Annotated in this window: 1 protein-coding gene; it reads right to left on the minus strand. The window is 66.7% G+C overall.

Annotated elements, in window-relative coordinates:
- Positions 1-133: 133 nt before the first annotated feature.
- Positions 134-565 (minus strand): alpha-glucosidase C-terminal domain-containing protein (locus IE318_RS44565; RefSeq protein ID WP_189908503.1); only part of this gene is annotated, 432 nt, incomplete at its 5' end.

A 565-nucleotide genomic window follows, 5' to 3' on the forward strand; every position in this document is an offset into this window, starting at 1 on the left:
CCGATGCCGTCGCCGTTGCTGTCCTGGAAGGAGCGGACGAGGACCTCGTAGAAGACGGCACGTTTGAACCACTCCGGGTCGCGGTCCTTGGCGGGAGTGTCCTCGAAGGTGTCCGGAACGGGCTCATTGACGATCATGTTGTGGGTGACCCTCCGATCTGCGGGGTGGACGGTCGCAGGACGGTGAAGACATGAGCGGGCCTGTGGCCCGGCTCGAGTCGCACATAGTTGGCCCTGCCCCAGTGATAGGTCTCGCCGGTGAGCTCGTCGCGCACCGGCACCGACTCGTGCCATTCCAGGCCGAGTTGCGGCATGTCCAACGAGACCGTCGCCTCCTGGGTGTGGTGCGGATCGAGGTTGGCGACCACCAGAACCGTGTTCGAGCCGCTCCGTTTCGAGTAGGCGATCACCGCTTCCTGGTCGGCGTGGTGGAAGTGCAGGTCGCGCAGCTGCCGGAGGGCCGGGCTGCGGCGGCGGATGTCGTTGAGGCGGGTGATGAGCGGGGCGATGCTGCGGCCCTCGCGTTCGGCCGCCGCCCAGTCACGGGGTTTGAGCTGGTACTTCTC

The sequence above is a fragment of the Streptomyces spiralis genome (genome assembly GCF_014654675.1).
Lineage (GTDB): Bacteria > Actinomycetota > Actinomycetes > Streptomycetales > Streptomycetaceae > Streptomyces > Streptomyces spiralis.